This is a genomic window from Ruegeria profundi (assembly GCF_001507545.1).
In the GTDB taxonomy this organism is placed as follows: Bacteria; Pseudomonadota; Alphaproteobacteria; order Rhodobacterales; family Rhodobacteraceae; genus Ruegeria; species Ruegeria profundi.
In genome coordinates, this window is the sequence record NZ_LQBP01000013.1 from 1 (window position 1) to 19,078 (window position 19,078).

General features: G+C 51.1%; 13 protein-coding genes. 8 read left to right on the top strand and 5 right to left on the bottom strand.

Translation table 11 applies throughout. From position 1 onward, the window contains the following. Window positions 1–229 precede the first annotated feature (229 nt). From AVO44_RS18640 to AVO44_RS18650, 3 genes are all read right to left on the bottom strand, one after another. Entirely contained in the window at window positions 230–2,362 is a 2,133-nt protein-coding gene (locus AVO44_RS18640; protein ID WP_082677571.1) for an adenylate/guanylate cyclase domain-containing protein, read from the bottom strand. A 103-nt stretch (window positions 2,363–2,465) separates the two neighbouring features. Next, window positions 2,466–2,939, bottom strand: coding sequence for a phosphate-starvation-inducible PsiE family protein (locus AVO44_RS18645; RefSeq protein ID WP_068340474.1), 474 nt, complete (start codon window positions 2,937–2,939; stop codon window positions 2,466–2,468). 435 nt (window positions 2,940–3,374) lie between these two features. After that, window positions 3,375–6,056 (bottom strand): cation-translocating P-type ATPase, encoded by a 2,682-nt coding sequence (locus AVO44_RS18650; RefSeq protein ID WP_233422030.1) that lies wholly within the window; start codon window positions 6,054–6,056, stop codon window positions 3,375–3,377. A 243-nt stretch (window positions 6,057–6,299) separates the two neighbouring features. Between AVO44_RS18650 and AVO44_RS18655 the strand changes: the two genes are divergently transcribed. From AVO44_RS18655 to arcC, 5 genes are read left to right on the top strand one after another with little or no spacing between them, the layout of a single operon-like run. After that, window positions 6,300–7,787 carry a YfcC family protein gene (locus AVO44_RS18655; RefSeq protein ID WP_068340635.1) on the top strand — a complete coding sequence of 496 codons (1,488 nt, stop codon included), beginning with the start codon at window positions 6,300–6,302 and terminating at the stop codon, window positions 7,785–7,787. A 9-nt stretch (window positions 7,788–7,796) separates the two neighbouring features. Further along, window positions 7,797–9,176, top strand: a complete 1,380-nt coding sequence (locus tag AVO44_RS18660) for an amino acid permease (protein WP_082677572.1) — start codon at window positions 7,797–7,799, stop codon at window positions 9,174–9,176. After that, a complete protein-coding gene (locus AVO44_RS18665) occupies window positions 9,173–10,396 on the top strand; it encodes an arginine deiminase (protein ID WP_068340479.1) in 1,224 nt (407 codons plus the stop codon). Before AVO44_RS18660 ends, AVO44_RS18665 begins: the two co-directional genes overlap by 4 nt. A 55-nt stretch (window positions 10,397–10,451) precedes the next feature. Then, window positions 10,452–11,450 carry an ornithine carbamoyltransferase gene (argF, locus tag AVO44_RS18670; protein WP_068340483.1) on the top strand — a complete coding sequence of 333 codons (999 nt, stop codon included), beginning with the start codon at window positions 10,452–10,454 and terminating at the stop codon, window positions 11,448–11,450. Window positions 11,451–11,453: 3 nt separating this feature from the next. After that, window positions 11,454–12,392 carry a carbamate kinase gene (arcC, locus tag AVO44_RS18675; RefSeq protein WP_068340487.1) on the top strand — a complete coding sequence of 313 codons (939 nt, stop codon included), beginning with the start codon at window positions 11,454–11,456 and terminating at the stop codon, window positions 12,390–12,392. Window positions 12,393–12,747: 355 nt separating this feature from the next. Here the strand turns inward: arcC and AVO44_RS18680 are convergent, their stop codons facing one another. Continuing rightward, window positions 12,748–14,220, bottom strand: coding sequence for a BamA/TamA family outer membrane protein (locus tag AVO44_RS18680; protein WP_157770042.1), 1,473 nt, complete (start codon window positions 14,218–14,220; stop codon window positions 12,748–12,750). A gap of 145 nt (window positions 14,221–14,365) precedes the next feature. On the opposite strand from AVO44_RS18680, the gene AVO44_RS18685 reads away from it, so the two are divergent. Then, window positions 14,366–14,803 (top strand): ion channel, encoded by a 438-nt coding sequence (locus AVO44_RS18685; protein ID WP_068340492.1) that lies wholly within the window; start codon window positions 14,366–14,368, stop codon window positions 14,801–14,803. 438 nt (window positions 14,804–15,241) lie between these two features. Here AVO44_RS18685 and gltS read toward each other — a convergent pair whose 3' ends face one another. After that, window positions 15,242–16,477 (bottom strand): sodium/glutamate symporter, encoded by a 1,236-nt coding sequence (gltS, locus tag AVO44_RS18690; protein WP_068340494.1) that lies wholly within the window; start codon window positions 16,475–16,477, stop codon window positions 15,242–15,244. 184 nt (window positions 16,478–16,661) lie between these two features. Between gltS and AVO44_RS21160 the strand changes: the two genes are divergently transcribed. Continuing rightward, on the top strand, window positions 16,662–17,006 hold the full coding sequence (locus AVO44_RS21160) for a hypothetical protein (protein WP_157770043.1): 345 nt from the start codon (window positions 16,662–16,664) through the stop codon (window positions 17,004–17,006). 225 nt (window positions 17,007–17,231) lie between these two features. After that, window positions 17,232–19,016: a Na/Pi cotransporter family protein gene (locus AVO44_RS18700; protein ID WP_068340497.1), complete on the top strand. Its 1,785-nt coding sequence runs from the start codon at window positions 17,232–17,234 to the stop codon at window positions 19,014–19,016. The last annotated feature ends 62 nt before the right edge of the window (window positions 19,017–19,078 follow it).

Genomic DNA, 19,078 nt, shown 5'->3' on the forward strand with positions numbered 1-19,078 from the left:
AGGGCGCCAATGTCGCCCATAAACCGAGGCTGGCCGACGTAGACGGCAGAAAACCTTCAGCAAGGAGAAATTACGCGAGTTTCCACACACCCTCGGCTCATAGCCGACAAACGCCGCTATCTGAAGCAATACCCGTTTTTTGGTTGGCCTGAATTGACCGGCCCATTTTGATTGTAAGCGCATTATTGGCCTGAAACCCATCGGGATGATCGTTTGCTGCGCTTCTCATTCATTTCTTCTCGAAACGGTAAACGCCATCCCAAGTGGCCGGTGGTTTAAACGCGAAACGGCTGCAACGTTCGATAAAGACATCTACAAGAAGCTTGTTAGTTGCGATTTCTCGATGCGTCTGGAGGGCTTCCAATGCATCAGACCATTTTCCAGACTGATACAAATCATAGCATACACGCCATTCTTCGAGCTCGCGTTTCTTGGCTACGCTTGCCAGAAAGCCACTCTCATCATCTTTTTCCGCGATTAGTTCAAAGATACGACTAGGAAAACTAGTTCCGGCAGGCACAACATGGTCAACTTCGCGCAGCAAAAACATGCTCTCGACATGAACAGCGACATCTGACGACACGAGAATCCTTGTACCGTAAACTTTGTTCAACCCTTCCAGTCTGGAAGCAAAATTTACGGCAGCACCCAGTGCTGTGTATTGCAATCTCGAAAGAGACCCAACGTTACCGACCACTACGCGACCGGTGTGTAGGCCGAAACGTGTGTGCAACGGACGTAATGGTAACGCTTCCTCATCAGAATTGAGTTTCGCCTCAGCCTGCAAACAAGCCAAAGCTGCTCTGCAAGCATGAACAGGGTGATCAGTATCATCGAGCGGAGCATTCCACAGAGCCATAATGGCATCGCCGATGTACTTATCCACGGTACCCTGATTGCCGGATATCTCTTTTTCCATTGCTTCGAAATACTCGGACAAAGCAGGCATCAGAACTTCGGGTTCAAGCCCCTCGGTTTGGCGCGTAAAGCCTTTGAGGTCGGCGAACATAAGGGTCACGTCGCGCGACTCTCCCCCAACGCTAATTCTCTCTGCTTTCGAAAGGATAGAGCGCACCAGCTCCTTCGGTACGAACGCACCGAAACTCGACAATCCAGCTTTCATACTTGCAATGGCTGCTCCGAGTTCGGCGACTTCCTGAATATTTGACTTCAGATTCAAGTTTTCACTCAATTCGAAGTTACTGACTTTTCTGGCTTCCTTTGCCACGCGCACGAGATTTTTGCTCAACAGACGGGCGACAACAAAGGTAAATGAGACAGCCAGAACCAAAGCAAGTACGCCGATTTGCATGGCGCGAGTCGTGTTTCTTTTTATTTCTCCTATAAACTCATCTTCCGGCACTATGAGCCCGAGCGTGGGTTGGGCACCGAAGACTTCAGGGATAGGCATCACAGATGCGATATAGTTTCTTGCATCGGATGCTGGAGCTATGCGGAGAAAGCCCTGCTGACTGGTTCGCCATTTATCAATGACACTTTCAATAATTTGGCTACGACCTTCAATTAGCTCGTTCGTATTTGTACTCACGAAGCGCGGCTCTCCACCTTCGGATCGCGTGCTGGTGTAGGAAAGCAGGCGACCTTCGCGATCTAGCATGAAAACCAAACCATGATCGCCGATCCTTATATCATCTAGGATTTGCGAAAGTGCCGATATTGTTATGTCGAGCGCAACGACGCCAAGCAATTTACCTTCGTCGTCGACTACGGCTTTTGAGAACGTTGCACCCAGACGTCCTGTGCTCTCAAACTGATAAAGCGGCGAAACGTAAACGCCGCTTTGCTCTAACGCCCCGCGATACCAAGGGCGTGTTCGAGGATCGTAGACAGTAGTGCCACTAAGAAATGGCGTCGCCAACGAACTGCCATTCGACCAAAAGTAAGTTTCGACACGGTCGCCAGATTGTTCTGAAATTATCCGTTGGACGCGATTCACTCCTTCCGGCACTGGCAAGGCGCTCTGTCCAAAAGTTTTCCAGTGTTTTGGAAGGTTTATATTTTGGAAAAAGTCGCCGGATTTTTCCTCTCCAAAATACAAGCCATAGTAGTGCTCATTACCTTGCATCTGCGAATAGAGCACGTCCAAACCTGCACTTGAGCCAGCATACTCCTTAAACTTAGAAAGAAAGACCGACGCAGAAGATACGACACTTCCCGCTCCGCGTATTACGGTTAGCATCTCATCTACTGACTGATTTCTTGCCTCGGCCATCCGCTCTTTCGCGGTACGAATGGCGAGTTCTTTGTTGCCAAAATAAAGAATGGCAACAAGCATTGTTGTTACGGCTAACGTGAGAAACGTGAATAACGTCGCAACACCGATATGGAGACGTACTTTCATACCCTTAATTAGTCAAAATGTAGCAATAGAAGTCCAGTCGCGCGTTGCCTCACAAATAAGTATCTTGAGTGCATTGTTCCCTGAGGACAGAAAAATATTGGCACTATTGTTCTTCCTTGGCTTCTTCAGCGCTCTTGGTTCGCCCAAACCGAACGCTAAAGGACGGCATATCGTGAACCAGCCAATAGGCGAGTGAACAAGCAATCACTAGAAGTGCAAGGCCGACCAGATCCAGTCCGCTGGTTTTTTCCGTATCGAGTATAATGACCTTTCGTGCGACGGCCATGAGCGCCGTCGCAACCACTATCTTCACATGGATTACGTCGTCGCGGAGATAGATTGTGATGTTTACGAATATTTCGATAGCGATTAGCACCGCCATGAAGGCGCCAAAAGTAGCCAATATTTCAGAGATTGTCAGTATGAATACAGGCTGATTGATTAGTTTCTGATAGAGGGTCCAGGCCACATCCAAGACGCCAAGTAGAATAACCAGAACCATCATTACGGCCAAAATACGGACGGCAAATCGAATTACGACCTGAAGTTTTTCTACAAATGGATCCTTGTGTTCCATTTATCACTTCCCCTTCCTTGCTACGTCAGGACGCCAAATGGGCATTCTCTGCGCCACCATCGCTTGCTATCCAACGGAAATGTCCTGTACCATCAGCGTTTCGCTTCGGCTGAGCTTACCTCGACGATTTTTGGCATCACTCTAACGCCAGATGTCTTTTGTCCTACAGGACTGGCTCGCTAGCTCCGTTAAAAAAAAATTCCGAAATCCACATGGCCAACCACAAAAGAAACTACGATCTGCGTATGCCGCTACTTGCCGATCGGCAGAAGCCGATGACTATTCTTGAGTTCGCTTCAAAACGCGCCGCAAACTACTCCTAGAGGCCAAAAAGGTTAGATTACTCCGTCGATAAACTTGGCAAGATCCTCCTTTCCACACAAAACAAGTGACCACCATTTTAGGGTTAACACTTTGAAACTACACTCTTTACACTCAAACGAATTTAAGATTAAACATCTCCTTCAGGCCGGAAAGCACGAGTGTTGGAAGCGCCGCGACAAAGAACGTTCCCAACAGATGTGAAAGAGGCAACGGAACCGTGCCCAGAACGAAATGGCCCGGAGCAGAATAAATTGCCAACAACGATAAAACGATTGAAATGCCGACTGCGCCTAGCAGCACGGTGTTACCAAGCGGCGACTTTCGGTAAAGCGTCGTTGTAGTTCGCGCGTCAAAGACATGCCAGATTTGCGCAAATATGAGGGTCATGAATGCAGCTGTTTGCGCGTGCTCCAGAGAGGCGCCGCGTTCGAGAAACTCCTGAAACACATAGTAGGTCAGAAAACCCAATGCGCTCCCCCTAATCAGAATCCGCTCTTTCATTCCGCCACCAAACATGTCCTCGTCGCGCGGGCGTGGCGGGCGTCTCATTAGATCCGGCTCGCTTTTTTCAAATCCCAGCGCCAGTGCTGGTAAGCCATCTGAAACTAGGTTCACCCACAGGATCATAAGCGGTGTGATCGGAAGGAGGGGGTCTGCGCCCATTAGCAGGAAAGCGAAAAGTATAGTGGTAACTTCCGCAACGTTGGCGGTCAGAGCTTGCCGGACGAATTTCAGTAGGTTGTCAAAGATTCTCCGGCCCTCACGAACAGCCGTGACAATAGTCGTGAAGTTATCATCCAGAAGGATCAACGCGGCGCTGTCCTTGGCAACCTGTGTCCCGGTTATCCCCATGGCGACACCTATGTCAGCAGCGCGAAGCGCAGGCGCATCGTTGACGCCATCTCCTGTCATCGCGGCCACTTCACCGTTGGTCTGAAGTGCCTTGACGATGCGAAGTTTGTGCTCGGGCGTCACGCGCGCAAACACAGCTGCGTTCTTCACAGCGCTATTTAGATCTTCGTCTTTCATTTGGTCGAGCTCGGCACCCGTGAATACGGCTTGCTGTGAACCCGAAATTACACCGATTCGCTCGGCTATCGCCTTGGCGGTGACTGCGTGATCCCCAGTAATCATAACAGTACGAATTCCGGCACTGGTGGCTTCTGCTACGGCATGCGGGACTTCTTGTCGGGGGGGATCCATAATACCATGTATACCAGCGAGCACGATTTCCTGTTCGGGGTTGTCGTGATCCAGTTCGTCTGGGGAAACTTCGCGATACGCCACTGCCAAAGTTCTAAGAGCGCGCTCGCCAAAACTGTCAATGACATCTTCTACATCAGCTCGTAGTTCAGGCGTTATATGGCGCTCCTCCTCGCCGATGCGGACCTTAACTGCTCGCGACAAAATTACGTCAGGAGCTCCTTTTGCAACCAAAACAGTTCGCCCGTCGGGGAGCTGTGCGAAGACAGACATCATTTTTCGTGTTGAATCGAATGGGAAGGATTGAAGAGCCTCGCTCCGACGAGCACTCAATTCTTCGACATCAATTCCAGCCTTTGCCGCAGCGACCAGAAGCGCACCTTCAGTCGGGTTACCTTGCACCGAGGTCTCAGCACCTTCACCAATCAGCCGGGCATCATTGCAAAAAGCAGAGATCATCAGCACAGGCCACAACGCTGTCCCCTCTTCGACCTTTGTGGCTTGGTTTTTCGAGTCCAGAAATTCCCCTGACGTGTCAAAGCCCGCGCCACTTACCTCCCAGGTTTCGCCCCTAGCCCAAATGCGCATTACTTGCATTTGGTTTTGTGTAAGAGTTCCAGTCTTGTCAGAACAGATAACAGACGTGGCGCCTAACGTTTCCACTGAAGACAGTTTTCGAGCCAGAGCGTTATTCGAAGCCATGTTCTGAGATCCGAGCGTCAAAAGTATTGTGACGACAGTTGGTAGGCCTTCTGGAATGGCTGCTACTGACAGGGAAATGGCTGTATTCAGCATTTCAGCGAGGTCCATGCCGTTTATTACGCCGATGCCAATGACGATAGCTACAACGATAAGGGCCGCGATAATGAGTACCTTCGAAAGTGCTTCGATTTTTAGCTGCAGCGGTGTCTTTGGTTCCTTAGCTGCTGACATCAGATCCGCGATATGGCCAACCTCGGTTCTCATGCCAGTTCCAACCACGACGCCTTCGCCGGTTCCACCTGTGACAAGGGTACTCATGAAGCCCATGTTGAGGCGATCGGCAAGAACGACCTCGTGATCGTTGATCCTGCGATCATGTTTGTCCACAGGTTCGGACTCTCCGGTTAGTGCAGCTTCATCGACCTGCATTCTGTTGGCTTGGAGAAAGCGAATGTCAGCGGCAAGGATATCACCTGTTTTAACTATCAATATGTCGCCGGGGACGAGATCAGAAGCAGCGATTTGTACCTGGTCACCATCCCTTCTTACCAAAGCCTGAGGGGCTGACATCTCGCGAAGTGCGGCGAGTGATTGTTCTGCCTTGAACTCTTGCCAAAACGAGATGAAGGCATTGAAGATCGCGATCACGAAGATCGCCACGGCGTCAATCCAATGTCCGGTGAAAGCCGAAATAACCGCACCCACCATAAGGATTATTAGGAGCGGACTCTTAAATTGAACGAGCAGCATTTTCCACGCCGGTTCAGCCTCGGTTTCGGATAGACGGTTCAGTCCGTATCGGGAGAGGCGTTCCTTTGCGGTTTTCGAGCTCAAACCGTGTTTAGGATCTACAGCTAGTGTCTCGGTTAATGCAGTTTTCTCGATCACCCAAGGTGCTGTCGGAAGTGTGTCTCGGTCATCCGTGGCATGGTTAGCATGCTGCATAGAAGCCCCTTTCGTTACAACGTGGGTGCAAATCTTCGCGCAAACATAGCGCGAATCACCGCTAGTCTACTTCCTGCCCTCAATTTTTCACTTTCCGTTGAGCCATTTTGGTTCGCCAAAAATTGAAACGAATCTAGATACATGCTCGTTTTTTTCACGTTGCTCCACCTCCAACGCGAGTATCAAATGTCCAAATTCAAGTTTCCTACTGCATTTACAATCCTGTTTGCTCTGATCGCTATTGTAGCGGTGCTAACTTGGGTCATTCCTGCAGGCGAATACGAACGTCAAATGAACGAAGCTTTAGGCAGTGAAGCTCCTGTTCCGGGCACCTATCACGAAGTCGAGTCTAACCCCCAAGGACTAACTTCGGTCATTCTCGCACCAATTGCAGGGATGTATGACCCTGGGCTTCTCGGAAGCTCTTCAAGTGCAGCAATAGACGTCGCGCTCTTCGTTTTGGTTATTGGCGGCTTTCTGATGGTCTTGACCAAAACTGGTGCCATCGACGCCGGCATTGGGTGGTTGCTACACAGGCTTGAAGGCCGCGAGATTTTAATGATCCCGATTCTGATGATCGCATTTGCATTTGGCGGCACCAGCTACGGCATGGCTGAGGAAACACTGGCGTTTTATGCTCTCATAATTCCGGTTTTCATACGCGCGGGATATGATTCAGTCACCGGTGTTGCCGTGATCATGCTAGGAGCTGGTATCGGCACTCTTGGCTCAACATTCAACGCGTTTGCGACAGTCGTCGCTTCGCAAGGCGCTGGTATTCCATTTACGACTGGCATCGTTCTAAGGTTTATTATCCTCATACTCTGCTTGGCAGCTGGCATCGCTTTTGTCATGAGATACGCAAAGCGAGTAAAGGTCGATCCTTCTGCATCTGTGGTTGCGGATCAAGCCGAGGAAAACAGAAGGCATTTTCTTAAGGGGTCGGCCGGCGATGATGCTTTGCCAGAGTTGACTCGAACCCGTTCTATTATCCTGCTCTTGTTCGGCATTACGTTTGCAATAATGATCTATGGTGTTGTGGTTTTGGGGTGGTGGATGGCCGAGATGTCTGGCCTGTTCCTTGTGATGTCCATCATCGTTTGGTGGGTCGGAAAAATGGACGAAGGGTCCCGTATGGACGAGGCGACCTTTGTGGAAACCTTCGTCGATGGTGCCCGCGATCTGCTGGGGGTTGCGCTGATCATCGGTGTCGCGCGCGGCGTGGTCGTGATCATGGACGCGGGCAAAATCACCGATACCATCCTTGCCGGAGCTGAGGGCTTTGTCTCGGGGCTGAGCGAGTTTGCCTTTATCAACGCTATGTTTGGCATTCAGATTTTGATGTCATTCCTGGTGCCGTCCTCATCTGGGCTGGCCACGCTTTCGATGCCGATCATGGCGCCACTGGCAGACTTTGCGGGCGTCGGCCGTGACCTTGTGGTGACTGCCTATCAATCAGCCAACGGATGGGTGAACCTTTTCAATCCGACATTTGCCGTCGTCATGGGAGGGCTAGCCATTGGCCGCGTGTCATATGACAGGTGGCTACGTTTTGTTTTCCCGCTGCTCGTAATTCTGGCCGTGATCATCTGCGCCGCACTTACCGTTGGGGCCATTACTGATCCGGGGATCGACGGGTCCACAACCGAGACTTCAGACACGACATCGAACTGAGCCGTCGCAATGACCGATCGCTCCGCTCCAGAAACGACTTCGGCATCGGGCGCTCTTGGGCTGACGGCCTGTATCGCTTTGGTCGTTGGGAACATGATCGGGTCCGGAGTTTTCCTGCTTCCAGCTTCTCTCGCGCCATTTGGACCAATTGCGATAGGCGGGTGGATTTTGACCTCGGCAGGGGCACTGGTTCTGGCAATCATCTTTGGTCGATTGTCGCGTGTCGTCTCCAAACCGGGCGGTCCCTACGCATATTCTCAGGAAGCCTTTGGCGACTTTGCGGGCTTCATCATCGCTTGGGGATATTGGATCGCGCTTTGGACTGGCAATGCCGCCGTCGCTGTGGCTCTTGTGGGATACCTTGGATTCTTGTTTCCGGTCCTCGTCGAAGTCCCGATGTACGGACTCGCCACGGCCCTGGTTGCGATCTGGTCACTGACTTTGATCAACATTCGTGGCGTCGAGGAGGCCGGGCTGGTTCAGATTGTAACAACCGTGCTCAAGCTTGTACCACTTATCCTGATTGGCACGCTGGGCATCTTTTGGATCAATCCCGAGAATTACATGCCGGTAAACCAGAGCGGGACAACTGCGGTTTCCGCGATATCGGCGGCGGCAGCATTAACTCTTTGGGCTTATCTGGGGCTAGAGTCGGCCACCGTACCGTCCGGCGATGTGATTGAGTCCGAAAAAACCATTCCACGTGCCACTGTCATCGGCGTCATCATTGCGGCATGTGTGTACATATCGGTTACGGCCGTTTCGATGGGCGTTCTTCCAGCGGATACCCTTGGCGTCTCGGCAGCCCCGCTGGCTGCAGTCGGCGAGGTGATGTTCGGAACCTTTGGCGGCGTCCTTGTTGCGGTGGGCGCGGTGATTTCGACGTTTGGTACCCTTAATGGCTTTACGCTTCTCAGCGGACAGGTTCCATATGGTGCCGCATTGGATCGCGTCTTCCCTGCAGCCTTGGGCCAAAAATCCAAGTTTGGAACGCCTGCTAATGCGTTAATCCTGTCGAACGCGCTAGCCTCGGTTCTGATCATCATGAACTATGCGCAAGGGCTGGTCGCCGCATTCAACTTTGTCATTTTGCTCGCCGTTGTCGCCAGCCTGTTGCCCTATGCCATCTGCTCTGTGGCCGAGATTTTGATCCGTCTGAAAGGCGGGCAGGTCTTGCATGGCCCGGAACTGGCGAAGGTCGCCGTGCTGGGCGCGCTTGGGTTCATTTATTCGGTCTGGGCCTTCATCGGCTCAGGCGCTGAAACTGTTTTGGTTGGCTCCGTCCTGTTGCTTATGGGCGTGCCCATCCACGTCTGGGTCCGCTGGAGCCAGGCCAATGAAATTGAAGACATTCAGAAAAAGGATAGTTCGAAAGGAGAGTTGCAATGAAGCTCGGCGTTCATTCCGAGATCGGAAAGCTCAACAAGGTGATTGTCTCGCGCCCTTCACTGGCGCATGACCGACTGACACCGCGAAATTGCGAAGAGCTTTTGTTCGATGACGTGATCTGGGTCGAACAAGCTCGCAAAGACCACGCCGAGTTCTGCTCGCTCATGCGCGAACGCGGGGTCGAGGTTTACGACATTCAGGATCTTTTGGCTGAAGTGCTTACTGATAGTAGCGCTAGATCTTTCATGCTTGATCGATTGATCATTCCAAAAATTGTTGGCCTTGGCGTGTCTGTTGAGATGAGGGCTTGGTTGGACGAGATGAAAGCTGCGGATCTCGCGCGCCACATGCTTGGGGGTATCATATTCGCGGAATTACCCAAGGGAACCATTGACCCAAAATTCGACGATTTGATCACCCAGAGTGAGTTCGTATTGCCCGCTGTGCCTAACGCCCTTTTCCAGCGCGATCCTTCGTGTTGGATATTCAACGGTGTGACAACGAACCCGATGTTTTGGCCTGCTCGCAAACCTGAGACCTTAATGATGCGTGCGGTGTATAAATTCCATCCGATGTTTAAGGAAGCCGAGTTTGATATCTGGTGGGGCGACAGCGATGAGGATTTTGCCAATGCCTCAGTCGAAGGCGGTGACGTGCAGCCTGTAGGTAAAGGAACCGTGTTTATCGGAATGGGTGAACGAACGACGAGTCATGCTGTTACCCTTCTCGCGCAGGCACTATTCGAGAAAGGCGGGGCAGAGAGAGTAGTCGCCTGCGCGATGCCAAAAAGCCGCGCGGCCATGCATCTGGATACCGTCTTCACTTGTCTTGACCACGACAAAGTGACTGCATTCACGGAAGTCGCGGATCAGATCACGTGCATTTCACTACGCCCAGACGACAAGAAACTGTTCGATGCAAGGGTCGAAGAAGGACACCTGTTCGACGTTTACAAAGAAGCACTGGGGCTGAACTCGCTGGAGGTCATCTCGACAGGTGGTAACGAGTTCCAGGCCGAGCGCGAGCAATGGGATGACGGCAACAACGTAGTGGCCCTCTCGCCCGGTGTTGTCGTTGGCTATGCACGTAACACGTTTACGAACGGCAAGATGCGCGCAGCCGGTGTCGAGGTGATCGAAATCTCGGGTCAGGAACTGGGGCGTGGTCGCGGTGGTGGCCACTGTATGACCTGCCCGATCGATCGCGACCCCGCCTATTGAATTTACCATGGGTGCAGCCCCCTGTGCCCACTGATTTTAGTTAGGGAGAGACAAAATGGCATTCAATCTCAAGGGTAGAAGCTATCTGAAAATCGCCGATTTCAGCCAGCGTGAAATGCTGTATCTGCTGGATCTAGCCCGCGACCTGAAACGCGCAAAGTATGCCCGCGCGGAAAAGCCGTCGTTAACCGGCAAGAACATCTGCCTTATCTTCGAAAAAACTTCGACACGCACTCGCTGCGCCTTTGAAGTGGCCGCCTACGATCAGGGCGCGAATATCACCTATCTCGATCCGTCGGGCTCGCAGATCGGGCATAAGGAGTCGATGAAAGACACGGCTCGCGTATTGGGCCGCATGTTCGACGGGATCGAATTTCGCGGAGCGGGTCAGGATATGGTTGAGACGTTGTCAGACTATGCTGGCGTGCCGGTCTACAATGGCCTAACGGACGATTGGCATCCAACACAGATGCTCGCGGATATGCAAACCATGATCGAGCATGCCGACAAGCCCCGCAAGGATATCGTTTACGCCTATTCAGGTGATTGCCGATCGAACATGGGCAATTCGCTTCTGATGCTGGGCGCGATCATGGGCTGCGATGTTCGAATGGTCTCACCAAAAGAAACTCAGCCCCATGACGACGTGCGGGAGTTGGCTATGGAGAGGGCCGAAAAGACGGGCGCACGTGTGACCATCACGGACGATACGTCTGCTGTCGAAGGCGCGGACTTCATTCATACCGATGTCTGGGTGTCGATGGGTGAGCCGAAAGAGGTCTGGGCCGAGCGCATCAAATTGCTGAGCCCCTATCAGGTCAACATGGACCTAATGAAGAAAACCGGTAATCCAAGCGTGAAATTCATGCACTGCCTGCCAGCATTCCACAATCTGGAGACCAAGGTAGGTCAGGACATTCACGAACAGTTCGGCATCTCGGAAATGGAAGTGACCGAGCAGGTTTTCGAAAGCGATATGAACATAGCCTTTGAGCAAGCTGAAAATCGGATGCATACAATCAAGGCGATCCTTGTCGCCACACTTGGAGCCTGACCCATGGGACGCGTTGTTGTAGCACTCGGCGGCAACGCGCTTCTCAAACGGGGTGAGGAAATGACGGCGGACAATCAACGCAAGAACGCGAAGATTGCCGCCAAAGCTCTTGCCCCGCTGTGCGAAGCGCATGAAACCGTCATCACCCATGGCAATGGTCCGCAGGTCGGAATGCTCGCCCTGCAAGAGATCATGTATACTGATGTCGAGGAGTACCCATTGGACGTTTTGGCCGGCGAGACGATGGGCATGATCGGTTACATGATCGAGCAGGAACTGGGCAATATCCTGCCATTCAAGCACCATATTGCCACCCTGTTGACCATGATCGAGGTAGACCCAAGCGACCCAGCCTTCGAAAATCCGACCAAATTCATCGGACAGGTCTATTCCGAAGTGAACGCCAAGAAGGAAGCAGCCGAAAAAGGCTGGACCGTAAAGCCGGACGGAGACTACTGGCGTCGTGTGGTGCCTTCACCAAAACCGAAACGCATCTTTCAAATCGAACCGATCCGTTGGATTTTGGAAAAGGGCGCGACCGTGATCGCTGCTGGCGGAGGTGGCATCCCAACGATGTATGAGGCAGGAACTGAACGGAAACTCGTCGGGGTCGAAGCCGTCATCGACAAAGACTTTGCCTCTTGTCTTCTGGCGCAGAACCTTGGCGCAGACTTCTTTGTCATCGCTACGGATGCAGAGGCCGTGTTTCTGAACTGGGGAACACCTGATCAGAAAGGCATTCGGGCGATCACACCAGACGCTCTAGACGAGTACAGTTTTCCTGCGGGGTCAATGGGTCCGAAGGTGCAAGCTGCGCAAGACTTTGCGCGATCATCGGGCGGTCGCGCGATCATCTGCGCCCTAGCCGATGTTCCCGCGGCTGTTCGCGGTGAAAAAGGAACTACGGTTTCTGAAAGCGTGGGAGAGACCAGGTTCCATTGATACAATGGGCACGACAAGAATGTTCTGCTCGAAGCCTTCTTTGTTGTCAACATTTCTCTCTGAGCTGACGCACCCAAGTGATTCCTAACAATCAACTTGGACCAGTCAGATGAGGCTGCTCAAAGTTTGTAACTGGCTTGAATGACGCTGGATTTAAGCGATTTAAAAGGCATTCCTAACAGCAGGATGGATTGTCTGACGTGGGCGCTAGCGGTGTCAGTGTATTGAACACTCGCACTCAAGCTATTGATGTGACACATACCACTACCTTCCCAATTAGCACTTCGAGTATTGTCTTCCAAGACTTCCAGAGCGTAGAAAGAGTTACTTCGGACTGAAGGAAACTGCGTTCGTTTCAAAACTGAAATGGTTGTCCAATCATCATCTGCAGCCTAATACCTTCGCCAGAAAATGCGGTATCTGCTCTGACTACAAAGCCTTGAACCCATGCGCGGAACCCAATACCAGCGCTCCATTTCATGTCAGAATGCAGTTCGCCAAGATCGTAACTGCCTGCGACGCGGCCCATCTCACCAAATGGAACAACCTGCACCCACTCAACACCCAGCAATTCTTGGGCGGCGGGCCATTGGTCGAATGGATTCCAATACGGGGTCATGCGAAGTTCCGCAGAATAGTAGATGGCAGAACGATCATTGAATCTCTCCTCCGGAAAGCCGCGCATACGAAACAAACCTCCAAGCGTGGCTCCAGTGTAAGGAGGTGGACGATTGGAGATAACTCCTCCATTTTCACTCCAAGACGGAGTATCTGCAGTCCAGAAATCGAATGCGAGCACTCGACTGCGGAACCACGCGGACTCCCCAAATTCATGATATGCATCAAATTCAGCCTGCATGACAGTCCAGGAATCTGTACTGTCAAACCAACCGAAATCCCTTGAATATTGCAGCTTGAGGCCAACGCCTTTCGTGGGGTTCACCGGAAAGTCACGGTTATCCCAGAAGTAGACGAAATCCAGACCATTTGTGCGCAACTCTCCGTCAAAGTCATCTCCGTCGCTCACCAACGCTCTGTGAAACGGCCTTATCTCAAAAAAGCTTCGCCCACTTTCAAATGGGTTCAGAGACGATCCACCTGTCGCGCCGGAAACCAGGAAGCCATCGCGTATACTGTAGTCAGGAACAACTTGATTGCGACCGTGACCTATCGGCAAAAGATACTTGAACCGGACTCGCGAAAACACGTCCGAACCGCTACCTGTGACAAAGTTGTCTTTGTTCGAGTCATTCGTTCCTGCTCGCTTCCCTGCGAAATCCGGATTGCCGTCTACATATGTGTCTGCGTCGTTGTAATAACCGAGAGAAAATATGGGATCGATAAAGAGGCGATTCCATCGAGGGACCCGTAGGTCTTCTGCGGCAAGGAAACCTGTGGCTGAGCCAGTGTCACCAGCAATGATAGTGCCAAGTATCCTGGCCTGAGGTTGCGGGTATCCTACCCGTCCTTCTACCCAGCCTGCGCTGAGACCAAATGTTTCATTGTAAAAGGCAAAGGGAAGGCTGAGCCTGAGGCCAGAATAGTCCTCAACTTCCTCAGCCAATACCGAAGGCGTTACAGCGCAGAACATGAGTAACAAGGCGCAAAGTCGCACGGCAACCGCGTTCGATCTGCAAGCGTGAAGCTTTGGCACCTCGGAAATCAAGTTCGAAGCACTCCCTTTCAATTCAGCTTTAAGAATATAAAAGGTCGAAGGTTTTTGATAATGATTATAAGCGCTACCGGAAAAAGAATGTTTCGGTGTGACGATTTGAAAACTGGCGAAGGCTCCTTCGCGATATGCATAAAGCTGGTTCTGGAGAAACAAGCCGCACTCAGTATTGTGGGGTTACCATCCTATCGTAGGGTTACCGTCTTCAAGCTTTGAAATCGTCTGCCGAGCGCGGACCACTGTGCGAGGCAACTCGTGCCTTGGTGGCACCGGTGCAAGACGCGGAAAAGGAGAAAGTCTCGTGATTAGTCAATTGTTGCTGGGCTCAGTTATCACGCTGCTCTCCATTATGACAGGCGCAATAATGTGGGGCGTTCTTAATGAGGTACTTGAAAAAATGGAGCCGTGGCTTCGACATTCGAACAACCGATTTATGTCATTTGTAGTGGTTTTGATCATGGTCGTGGTTTGCATAATGAGCGTTACGACATTTGGCGTTTGGTTGTGGGCCCTAGTTTTTTTGCAGATGTCAGTATTCAGCACGCTGGAAGAGGCGGTGTACTACTCACTGGTAGCGTATACGACCTTGGGTATTGGCGATGTAGTCGTCCCACAGCACCAGAGATTGCTCGGCGGGATGACTGGAGCAAACGGTTTTTTCATGTTTGGTTTGATGACAGCAATGCTCACTGATATTTTTCGCCACGTGGGAAGGATGCAGCGCGGCTTGGAAGACTAGTAAATTGCTGTTGCGGGCCAGCGGGAGTTTTCCTAACTCGATAAACTCTGCTGTTAAATCTGTTGGAACGACCTTCAATTGGGCTCGACCACCCCATCTTTGAGCATAACACGCCCGACTAACCCCGCTAAGTAAAACGTCCGCGTCAGCATGAAGTGCCCAAATGATGATAACAGCTTTCCAGTTGAACTAATTTCGGACACGACCTACACCGCAGATTGAGAAGCAAATGGATACACGTCTGTATCCCAGGACAAAAAGCAACGCAAAAAATCCGCCCAATCAGACAAGCGTCGTTGTAACGCCGTAGCCGTATCGAGATAATTTTTTGGTGGCGTGTCGCAAGACGATACGATTTTTACCTAACGACGTCCTTCTCCGCTATCGCTTTGGCTGCAGCGGTCAAATTCTGGCTATGAAACTCGATTAAGCCTGACTTTAAGGTAAGTTCGAGACGAACAATTGGATAATAAACGCATTGGCAATATCGACAAAGAAAGCTGAAACCAGCGGAAGCACAATGAAGGCAAGCGGAGACGGGCCATACTTATGCGTCACGGCAGTCATGTTTGCGATGGCCGTAGGTGTAGCTCCAAGAGCGAAACCCGCGAAACCCGCCGACATCACGCCAGCGAAGTAGTTTCGCCCCATCGTTCGATAGACAACGAAAATGATGAAAGCAGCAGCAGCAGCAGTTTGAAGCGTCATTGTGACGGCTAAAACACCAGCGGAACCCGCCAAAGTCCACAGTTGCATACTCATTAGAGACATTGAAAGAAACACTGCTAACGAGAAGTCTTGTAATAGTTTCAGAGAGGCAGTCCCCGTTGGAGTCTTGATCTTCGGAAAAACTCTGGGCGTCAGGTTTGCCAGTAAAATGCCAGAAAGAAGGCATGGCACAAAGAGCGGCAAATTTGCTCCGGTTAATTCCAGCGATTCATCTGCAATGAAGCCAATCACAATTGCTAAATGTGTCCAAAGAATAGCTCTCATCATTCCAGGATTCGTCGGGCCACCGATCGGATCGGTAGAAGCTGTCACCTCATTAGCGTTTTCATCGGAACTGGAAATCGGCGTTTTCTCTTTCGCGCTTGGTTCAAGCCGGTCACGCGCAACCAAGTAGCTGGCGATTGGTCCTCCAATTAGACTTGCCATGATTAATCCGATCGTCGCAGCAGCGATGCCGAGCTCTGCTGCACCCGCTACGGCATATTGCTCTTCAACAACTGGGCCCCACGCTATGGCTGTACCGTGACCACCGATGAGAGATGTTGTCCCCATCATCACACCAGCCTGAGATGGCAACCCAAACAGTGAAGCTCCGAGAACGCCTATTCCATTCTGGATAAACATATACCCAATGGTCAAAACTAGCATGAGGCCCAAAAGTGGGCCGCCTTTAACTAGGTCCGAGAACTTCGCATTAAGACCAATTGTGGTGAAGAAGTAGATCAGCAAAGAGTCGCGCGACGCCAGATCATAAACTACTTCTCGCCCGGTCACAGTCACCACGCCTAGTGTCACTAGTGCTGCCAGTAAACCACCGGAAACCGGTTCGGGGATTGAGTACTTGCGTAAAAGCTCAAACTGCTCTGTGAGCCTTGATCCGAGAAAGTACACAACGATGCCAAGAGTCACAGCAATAAAACTATCCACCACGATCGGTTCTGCCATGAACAGACTCCTAACTTCGCCTCACCACTATTCGGCCTTGAACAAGCTGCACAGGTGCAACCAGAAATTTTGGCCCGATGGTAGAGCATGATCGAACAAGGGTGCAAGACAACGATCCTGCTGCTAGACTTGGCCGATACTTACAACGAAAAGCCAATTCACAAAAAATAGAAGGGCCATCAACGTGAAACACTTGATCAAAAGCGCTGTCAGCATCGCCCTTTGCAGTATAACTGGTGTTCCAGCTGCAGCAGGCGAAAAGACACATTCTTACTTATTCTTAGGCGAAGAGACGATCCTAACAGGCACCGAAAATTGTGTTTACGAAATAATGAAACAAGGTGTCGAGGTAGATGAAAACGAAAGTAGGGTATTCTATGAATTAGCGCAGGGAATTATCTTAATTTATGCGCAAAAATACGTCCGCTATCGAACCACTGGAAAAGTACCGGAATCATACAGCGAAGAAGAAGCCGAAATATTGCAATCAGGTGAGATAGACGAATTTTTCGAACACTGCTTTGAGTGAAAAAACGACGATCAGTTTAAATTTTGTGATAAAGTTTGCTGTCTTGGCAGGTACGAGACCCTTTGGACGCGAAGCGGTATGCGAGCCGGCAATCCGTAAACTCTGCTAGACAGTAACAATCCGCGTCCTCCCAATTTCAGGCTATAATTGAATGAGTCTAGCTGCATGAAGTCGATCTTGGCGATCCTTGTCTATGCGGTTCGGCGAAAAGCAGGAGGTTGATCCATGTCGAAACCGATAGTTCGTTTGCTGCCGTACTTTTTTGTTGGCTTTGCTTTTCTGAGTTTCAACGCAGCTTACGCGCAGCCCACAGAAACAGCAGAGCAGCAAGTAGATTGGCTGCAATTAGGGATGGGACTGTTTGGCGGTTTGGCGCTCTTTTTGGCTGGATTGGACCTATTGTCTGAGGGCCTAAAGAAAGCTGCAGGAAACACTCTACGAGATGTTCTTCAAAAGCTTACTGTGAACCGTTTTATGGGCGCGGCGACTGGCGCATTTGTTACAGGTGTTCTGAACTCTTCTTCTGTTACGACAGTGCTGGTCGTGGGGTTTGTTACAGCCGGAGTCATGACACTTGCGCAATCCGTCGGCGTGATCATGGGAGCAAATATTGGCAGCACTGTCACGGCGCAGCTGCTGGCATTCAACCTCTCTACGTATTCCCTGATTGCAGTGGCTCTAGGTTTTTTTATGACTTTTGGTAGTAAGAATGAACGCTCAAAATACATGGGTATGATGATAATGGGCCTCGGTTTGGTGTTCTACGGAATGGGCCTGATGAGCGATGGGATGGAACCTTTACGCAGTTACGAACCCTTCTTGGAAATTCTCGCCAGCATGGAACAACCGCTTTTTGGCATTTTGGCGGGAGCGCTATTCACTGGTTTGGTTCAGTCCTCTGCCGCCACTGTCGGTATTGCCATAGCGATGGCAAGCGAAGGTTTGCTGTCTCTACAGGCAGGGATAGTTTTGGCCTTGGGGGCAAATATCGGGACCTGTGTCACAGCATTGCTTGCGGCACTTGGCAAGCCGGTCGAGGCGGTTCGTGCATCTGTTGTACATGTCTTGTTCAATATTGCCGGTGTTCTAATTTGGATACCTTTCCTGAGCATTCTCGCGGACATAGCGGTAAATGTTTCGCCCGCCGCCGCGGAAGGTCTGGTTGGAAAAGACAAACTTGCTGCGGAGGTTCCTAGGCAGATCGCAAATGCTAACACCATGTTCAATGTCCTCAACACTATGATATTTATCGGTTTCACGACGGCCTTCGCGCGCCTCGCGGAAAGGCTGGTCCCAGATCGGCCTGAGCCAAAAGATAAAATAATCCAGCCCGATTTCCTTGATGATGGGGCTCTAGAAGCTCCCACGATTGCCCTTGAAAACGCGAGAAGAGAGATTGAAAGGGCCGGACACATCGCCTTGGAAATGATGGACGCACTAGGAAAGGGAGCTGAACACCACGACAGAGAGGCGTTGGATGCGGTCGCAAGACGAGACGATGAAGTGGATATTCTAAGTTCAGAAATCATGAAATACCTTGGTCGCATTAGGCAAAGCTCGCTCACTGAAAGCGAAAGCGAAACGCATCAGAAACTTGTCTCTGCAATTATAAATATTGAGAGTGCAGCAGACATTGTTGAATCGGACATGGTTGAGCTGCTCAAAATCTTCATCGATGGCGATTATGCCGAAAGTAGTGAAACAACCCGAGATATGGTGCAGGGTCTTTGGACTTGTGCGAGAGAAAGTCTTGAACTCGCGGTCCAAGCTGTAGGGAACAGCGACCAGCGCTCTGCTCAAGAAGTACTCTTGCTCAAAGATGATATTAGAACTCTTTCCGACCAGCTATTCGAAAGGCACGCCAAGCGACTGGACATTGACGAACCTCGATACTTGGAGCGTGTGCGACTTCTGATGACTTTTATTGAGCAGTTGCGCCACATGTACACACTGACAAAACGGGTCGCGAAGACACAGCTACCAGTCGAAATCGCCACAGAGGCGGCTTAAACTTTTCCCACGTTCAATAGCAAGCCGACCACCTTTTTGAAGTCCAGCCTTGGAGCAGCCCT